Source organism: Longimicrobiaceae bacterium, from assembly GCA_035696245.1.
GTDB lineage: Bacteria > Gemmatimonadota > Gemmatimonadetes > Longimicrobiales > Longimicrobiaceae > DASRQW01.
Map to the genome: position 1 here is coordinate 1 of DASRQW010000093.1, position 6404 is coordinate 6404.

Below are 6404 nucleotides of genomic sequence, written 5' to 3' on the forward strand. Positions count from 1 at the left end.
GGTGCTCATCGGCCCCGTGATCCCCGGCCTCACCGACCACGAGATGCCGCGCATCCTCCAGGCTGCGGCCGACGCGGGGGCGCGCCACGCCAGCTACGTGGTGCTGCGTCTGCCGCACGGCCTGAAGGACCTCTTCTCCGAGTGGCTGGAGCGGCACTTCCCCGACCGCCGCGACAAGGTGCTGAACCGCGTGCGCGACATGCGCGGCGGCGAGCTGTACGACTCGCGCTACTTCGCTCGCGGCCGCGGCGAGGGCATCTTCGCGGACCAGGTGCGCACGCTCTTCGCCGCCGGCTGCCGCAAGGCGGGGCTCAACCACGACAAGAAGCCCCTCTCCACCGCCTCTTTCCGCGTACCGACGCCGCCGGGTGGCCAGCTCGGCTTCTTCGAGATGGGGTGAGCGGGACGTTCGAACTCATAGCGTTCCGGCCCGATCAGAACGTGATCGTACAAACGGCGAACGGCGCATCGGGAAGATTCTCCTGATGCGCCGTTCGCTGTTGCGTCGTCTACCGTCAGTCGGCCGATGCAGAATCTACGAGCTTCGTGGCGCGAAAAGACTTGCGTCCTGACGCGCCTCCCCGCACCCTTCCACGCTTCGCGCCGCACGATCTCCCGCCGCACCCCATCTCCTTCGCCACCGCTCCTGCTCGTCGATACGTCCGCGGCGGACGTCGTGCCGGCATCATCCCCACGCACGAAACGGAACGGGAAGACATGCCAAGCCAGCGTTTGGAGGGCGTCGTGCAATCGGGCAGCCAGGGGAACGCGGTGCCCGTTCCCGACGCGCTAGTGACCCTGTACGTCGCCACCGAAGACGCGCCGCTCATCGTCGGGTCCATGCGCACGGACGATGACGGCCGGTTCGAGATCGACACGCTGGGGCCAACCACGGCGAGCATCTTCTACGCGACCGCGCTCCAGGGCGTGGAGCTCAAGCTGGCCGCCGTCATCGGCGGGCGCATGGCCAGCCCCATCGTCATCAACGAGCTAACCACGGTGGCGGCGGGCTACGCAGCGGCGCAGTTCATCCGCGGCAGCCGCATCGAAGGAAACGCGTTCGGGCTGCGCATCGTGGCGGGGATGGCCGGCAACCTAGCCTCGACGGCCACGGGCGAGCCGTCGGAGGTGATGCTGAAGTCGCCCAACGCGGACGAGACGAACGCGCTTCGATCCCTGCGCGCGCTCGCCAACCTGCTCGCCGGCTGCGTGCGCGACGTGCCCGGCGCCAGGGCGGCCCTCGAGCGCCTCGCCCCCTCGGCAGACGGGGTGCCAGCGGCGGACACGTTCCAGGCCGTGGCGAACATCGCCCTGAACCCGGGGCAGAACGTGGAGGAGATCTACCGGCAGACCAAGGAGCTGGAGGTCTACCTCCCCGCCCTGGAGCGCCAGCCGGACGCGTGGACGCTGGCCGTGAAGGTCAACGACTCCGGCGACGACGAGTTCCTGTTCGGCGGGCCGGCCAACATCGCCTTCGACCGGAACGGCTACGCCTGGGTGGCGAACAACGTGGTGCAGGGCACGCCCGGCTCGGCTCGCTGCATCATGGTGCTCCAGCCCGACGGCAGGCCCGCGGACGGCCGCCACGGCGCGCCTGTCTCGCCCGTGAGCGGGGGCGGCATCCTGGGCGTGGGCTTCGGGGTCACCGTGGCGCCCGACGGCAATGCCTGGGTAGGCAACTTCGGCTGGGGCGATCCGGATACGGACTACCCGAAGCACGGCACCGTCTCGCGGATCGATCCGCAGGGCCGGGCGACTTCGCCGGAAGGAGGCTTCCACGGCGGGACCGACCGCGTGCAGGCCACGGTGGCCGACCACGACGGCAACATCTGGCTGGCGAGCTTCGGCAACGACCGCGTGGTGGTGTTCCCCGGCGGCGACGCCGAGAAGGCGTTCGGCTACCCGCCACTGGGCCCCGCGCATCTCGATCCGGCGCCCGGCGTCGGCACGTTCGGCATCGCCATCGCCGCGGACGGCGGCGCGTGGGTCAGCTACAGCGGCGGGCTGGGGTGGCCGCTGGAGATGCAGGCGCAGAGCTGCGTGTGCCGCTACCGGATAGACGGCGGCACGCTGCGGCTGGACCGCACGCTGCCGCTGGGCTCGGTCACCAAGGGGATCGGGATCGACTCGGAAGGAAACGCCTGGGTCGCCTCGGGCGGAGACGACACGGTGTACATGGTGAGCCCGGACTGCGAGACGTACGCCGGGTTCACCGGCGGCGGGGTCAACGGGCCGTGGAGCGTGGCGGTGGACGGCGACGACCACGTGTGGGTGGCCAACTTCGGGCCGATGGGCCCGGCCCACCACCACCCGCATACCGCGCTGTCGCAGCTGGCCGGCATCCGCCCGCCGCCGGGGCTGAAGACCGGCGACCCCATCTCGCCCCCCAGCGGCTACACGCTGCACTCGGCCGGCGACCAGGTGTTGCTGCACGACCACAAGCCCCTCAACGGGCCCGGCGGCAAGCCGTGCTACACGCCGCTGATGCGGATGACGAGCTGCGTGATCGACCAGGCCGGGAACGTGTGGGCGCTCAACAACTGGAAGCCCGACTTCGCCACGGACTTCTCGGCGAAATCGGGCAACCCGGGCGGCGACGGGATCGTGATCTTCGTGGGCATGGCCAAGCCGCCCCGGCCGGCGTACGCTCCGTCCGCGTAGAAAGCGCGGGCGCGGAGACGTTGGCGGAAGAGTCCTCCGTCGGCGAAATCGTCTGTAGATGACAGGCATTGGACGGTTCGGCCGACGATGGCGCGATCGACCGGAGCCCCGCACACGGGGGACGCCGATCCCGTCGACCCGGACTACATCACGACCGTGTCGGTGGGCTCGCCGGGGCGATTGGGGTTGCCCATGGGCGGCTCGCCCGCGGGGTCTTCGTCGCCCGAGGCGGGCGGTGGAGACTCCGCCGCTTCGTCGGACGGCACGTTCTCGGGGTGGCAGGTGACCTCGCGGAAACGCTCACCGTTCTTGACCTCTGGGAAGTCGAAGAAGAGGATCTCGCGCTGGCCGGCCTCCACGCGCACCTGGCGCTCGTGGCGGTGCGTGGTGCGGCCCAGCACGCGCGCCGTGACCGCCACGTCGCCCGCCGCGTCGCCCGTGTTCGCCACTGTGCAGCGAACGCGCAGGCAGGCGTCGAACAGGCTGCTGCAGCTCTCGTCGCTGGTCACGTTCTCGATCTCCCACTCGGGCGCGGGGACATGGACGGGTATCGGCGCGGGCTCCACCGTGGCGGCGCCGCGGGCCAGCGAGTCCAGTGCGGGCACCGTGTCGCCCCCCGCCCCCCGTCGCGCCACGCCGAAGCCGCTCGCCATCCCCAGCGCGTACAGCACCGCCGCGACCGCCACGCCACCCGCCAGGAACGCCAGCAGCCCCACCAGCGCGCCGCGCCAGCCGCGACGCGATCTCCCTCCCGCCGCTCCGGCCGGTGCTCCACAGCTTGGGCAGTGCGCCGCGTTGCGGGAGATGGAGTGCCCGCATTCCGCGCACGGCCGCAGCGCCGTCGCCGCGCCCGTGCCCGCTGCGACGGCGCCTCCGGCCGATACGGCGCCTGCGGTCGATGGCCCGACGCCCGCGCTCGTCGCCCGCTCCGCATCTCCCGAAGGCAGGCGGGTAGATGCGGCGAGCTGCGTGTGGTCCGCAGATGCGACGCCGGGGAACGGGAGGGCGATGCGGGGCGCCGGATCGGGCGCGCGGCCGTCGATGGCGGCTTCGAGCGCGTCCAGGAAGGCGCCCGCGTCCGGGAAGCGCTCCGCCGGGTCGTGGGCGAGGGCGCGTACGATCACCTGGCCGACCGGGCCGGCGAGGGGCGAATCCGCATCTCCCGAACCCGCCAGCCGCACCCGCTCGCCCGCGGCGATGCGGCGGACCTCGTCCTCCGTGAAAGCGCGCTCGCCGGCCAGCAGCTGGTGGCCGATGGCGCCCAGGCCGTACACGTCGGCGGCAGGGGTGAGCGGGGTCTCGCCGCGAAGCTGCTCGGGGCTCGCGTACGCGGGCGAGAGCGGCGCCTGGCCCAGCTGCGTGAAGTGCGTGACGGTGCCGCCGTCGTCCTGCGCCACCTGCGCGATCCCGAAGTCCAGCACGCGCACGTCCGCCGCGGTCCCGTCTTCGGTCGCGCAGAGGAAGAGGTTGCCCGGCTTCACGTCGCGGTGCACCAGCCCGGCGCGGTGCCCTGCCGCCAGGCCGCGCGCGGCGCCGCGCAGGATCGCCGCGGCTTCGGCTGCCGACGGCGCGGGGCCGCGGGCGAGGCGCGTGGCCAGGTCGTCGCCTTGCAGCAGCGCCATCACCAGGAAGTCCAGGTCCAGCGCCGTGTCGGTGCCGAAGTCGTGGATGGTGACCACGTTGGGATGGTGCAGGCGCGCGGCGGCGCGGGCCTCGCGCTGGAAGCGGCTGCGCAGGCTGTCGCGGGTCGCCGCGGTGGTGCCGCCGGGCGGGCTCACGACCTTCACGGCCACGGCGCGGCCCAGGCGCTCGTCGGTCGCCCGGTACACCGCGCCCATCCCGCCCCGCCCGATGAGCGCCTCGATCAGGTAGCGCCCGCCCAGCGTGCGCCCCGCCAGCAGCGATTCGAAGCCCGACATCAGTTGCGCGCGCCCTTCGCCAGAGTGTTGCTCGTCCGTGCGAGGCCACCCGCCTCCGCACGACCCGGACCCCGTAGTTACCCCGGACCGCCGCACATGGATTCTGGTGCGGCTTCCCGCGGGTGCATCTACGGCAATGCGCGGCTAGAAGATGCACGGACGAAAACCATTCTCACGCGGAGCCGCGGAGAGCGCGGAGAACAACAGGAGACGGGGGTGTTCTCCGCGGCCTCCGCGCCTCCGCGTGAGTCCATTCCCTCCGGGAAGCGATGTCAGCGGAGGGTCAACGCGTATCGGCGGTGGCCTGCGGAAAGCGAAGAACATAGCTTCCTCCTTCCGCGGAATCGCATCCCATCCAAACCACACCTCTCCATGACACGCATCTCCCGCCGCGCCGTTCCGTTCGCTGTTCTGCTCGCCCTCGCCGCATGCGGCCCGAAGTCGCCGGCGGGCCCCGCGCCCGCGGCGACGGAGTGCACGGCGGCGGATTCCACGCGTGCTTTCGTCGTCGTGCCCGAGGGGAAGGAGGCGGAGGTTCGCCGGGACCTCGCGGCGGCCGGGCTCGGGACGGCGGCCAACGGGCTCGCGCTGCCGGAGCGGAACCCGGGGATGCGGCTGGTGAACGCGCCCACGATCCAGCGGCTGCTCGCGCAGAACTATCCGCCCGCGCTGCGAGACAACCACATCCAGGCCCAGGTCACCGTCGCCGGACACGTTGACGTGCTCGGCCAGATGCACGAGACGGTGTTCCTGCGCGGCGACCCCCGCTTCGCCGAAAGCGCGCTGCTCGTGGTCCGCGCGATGCAGTTCAGCGCGCCGGTGTACCAGGGGCGCTGCATGGCACCGTGGGTGGTGATCCCTCTGAGCTTCACCGTCACCGGGTGATCCTCCGCCGGGGAGATGCGAGCCGGGCCCGTCGTCACGAACGCCGGGCCCGGTTTCGTTCCTGGAAGCCTTTCTCGACCGACGGGAACGCGCGTGAGCGGGTAGCAACGCGCGGCGCGGAGAGGGCGTGCGGGGAGCGGATGGAAGATGTAAGCCGGTATGAGGCGGAGTCGCGCGCGGAAAAGAGGCGGATGCGATAAATCGCACCCCTACAACGACATACGTCTGCGGATATGTATCGCCGGTAGATGCATGGCGGACGGGAGATGTCCGCGGCCGTGCATCTACGGGGACTTTGTGCGGGTGCCGCGGCCGGTGCCTTCGGGGCCGGCGGCGCGCTCCAGGGCGACCTGCATCTTCCGAACGCGGTCGGACAAGGATTCGGACGAGACGGACTCGCGGGCGCGGTCCACCAGCAGCGGGAAGGCGAGCGGCGGGGTGCGCTTGGGGGTGGAGATTACCACGCGGCCGGCGGCCAGGCGCTCCAGCGTGCGGCCCAGGCGGCTGCTCTCCAGCTGGCGCTCCAGCACCTCGCGGTGCGCCTGGCTCACCAGCAGGTTGCCGGGGTCGTAGCGCGTGAAGACGTCGAAGAAGAGGCCGCTGGACGCCTGGAGCTGCCGCGCGCTCTTCCCCGCGTGCGGGAAGCCCTGGAAGATGAGCCCCGCCACCCGCGCTATCTCGCGGAACTGGCGCTTCGCCATCTCGGTCGCGTTCAGCGAGGCGGGCACGTCCTCCAGCAGGTTCTCGGGGCTGAGCAGGCCCGCCGCCAGGGCCTCGTCCAGCGGCGCCTCGTCTGGCGACAGCAGCTCGAAGCCGTAGTCGTTGCTCGCCATGGTGAACGAGATGGGCGCGTGCCGGGAGATGCGCCAGGCGAAGAGCGCGGCCAGCCCCTCGTGCACCAGCCTCCCTTCGAACGGGAAGAAGTAGAGGTGGTGCCCC

At 71.7% G+C, this 6404-nt stretch carries 5 protein-coding genes; 3 read left to right on the forward strand and 2 right to left on the reverse strand.

Features of this window, described 5'->3' with window-relative positions:
* Both VFE05_04275 and VFE05_04280 read left to right on the forward strand, forming a co-directional pair.
* Window positions 1–400, forward strand: a 400-nt coding sequence (locus VFE05_04275; GenBank protein ID HET6229272.1) for a hypothetical protein, incomplete at its 5' end; no start/stop codon positions are given.
* 317 nt (window positions 401–717) lie between these two features.
* Entirely contained in the window at window positions 718–2661 is a 1944-nt protein-coding gene (locus VFE05_04280; GenBank protein HET6229273.1) for a hypothetical protein, read from the forward strand.
* A 143-nt stretch (window positions 2662–2804) separates the two neighbouring features.
* Here VFE05_04280 and VFE05_04285 read toward each other — a convergent pair whose 3' ends face one another.
* Window positions 2805–4580 carry a serine/threonine-protein kinase gene (locus VFE05_04285; GenBank protein ID HET6229274.1) on the reverse strand — a complete coding sequence of 592 codons (1776 nt, stop codon included), beginning with the start codon at window positions 4578–4580 and terminating at the stop codon, window positions 2805–2807.
* A gap of 372 nt (window positions 4581–4952) precedes the next feature.
* Between VFE05_04285 and VFE05_04290 the strand changes: the two genes are divergently transcribed.
* Window positions 4953–5465 (forward strand): TonB family protein, encoded by a 513-nt coding sequence (locus VFE05_04290; GenBank protein ID HET6229275.1) that lies wholly within the window; start codon window positions 4953–4955, stop codon window positions 5463–5465.
* Window positions 5466–5749: 284 nt separating this feature from the next.
* On the opposite strand, the gene VFE05_04295 is transcribed toward VFE05_04290, so the two are convergent.
* On the reverse strand, window positions 5750–6404 hold a 655-nt coding region (locus VFE05_04295), incomplete at its 5' end, for a hypothetical protein (protein HET6229276.1).

What these genes read in the sequence shown, in the direction of transcription:
- VFE05_04280 (HET6229273.1), top strand. Translation starts at nt 718, where the DNA reads ATGCCAAGCCAGCGTTTGGAGGGCGTCGTGCAATCGGGCAGCCAGGGG.
- VFE05_04285 (HET6229274.1), bottom strand. Translation starts at nt 4,580, where the DNA reads ATGTCGGGCTTCGAATCGCTGCTGGCGGGGCGCACGCTGGGCGGGCGC.
- VFE05_04290 (HET6229275.1), top strand. Translation starts at nt 4,953, where the DNA reads ATGACACGCATCTCCCGCCGCGCCGTTCCGTTCGCTGTTCTGCTCGCC.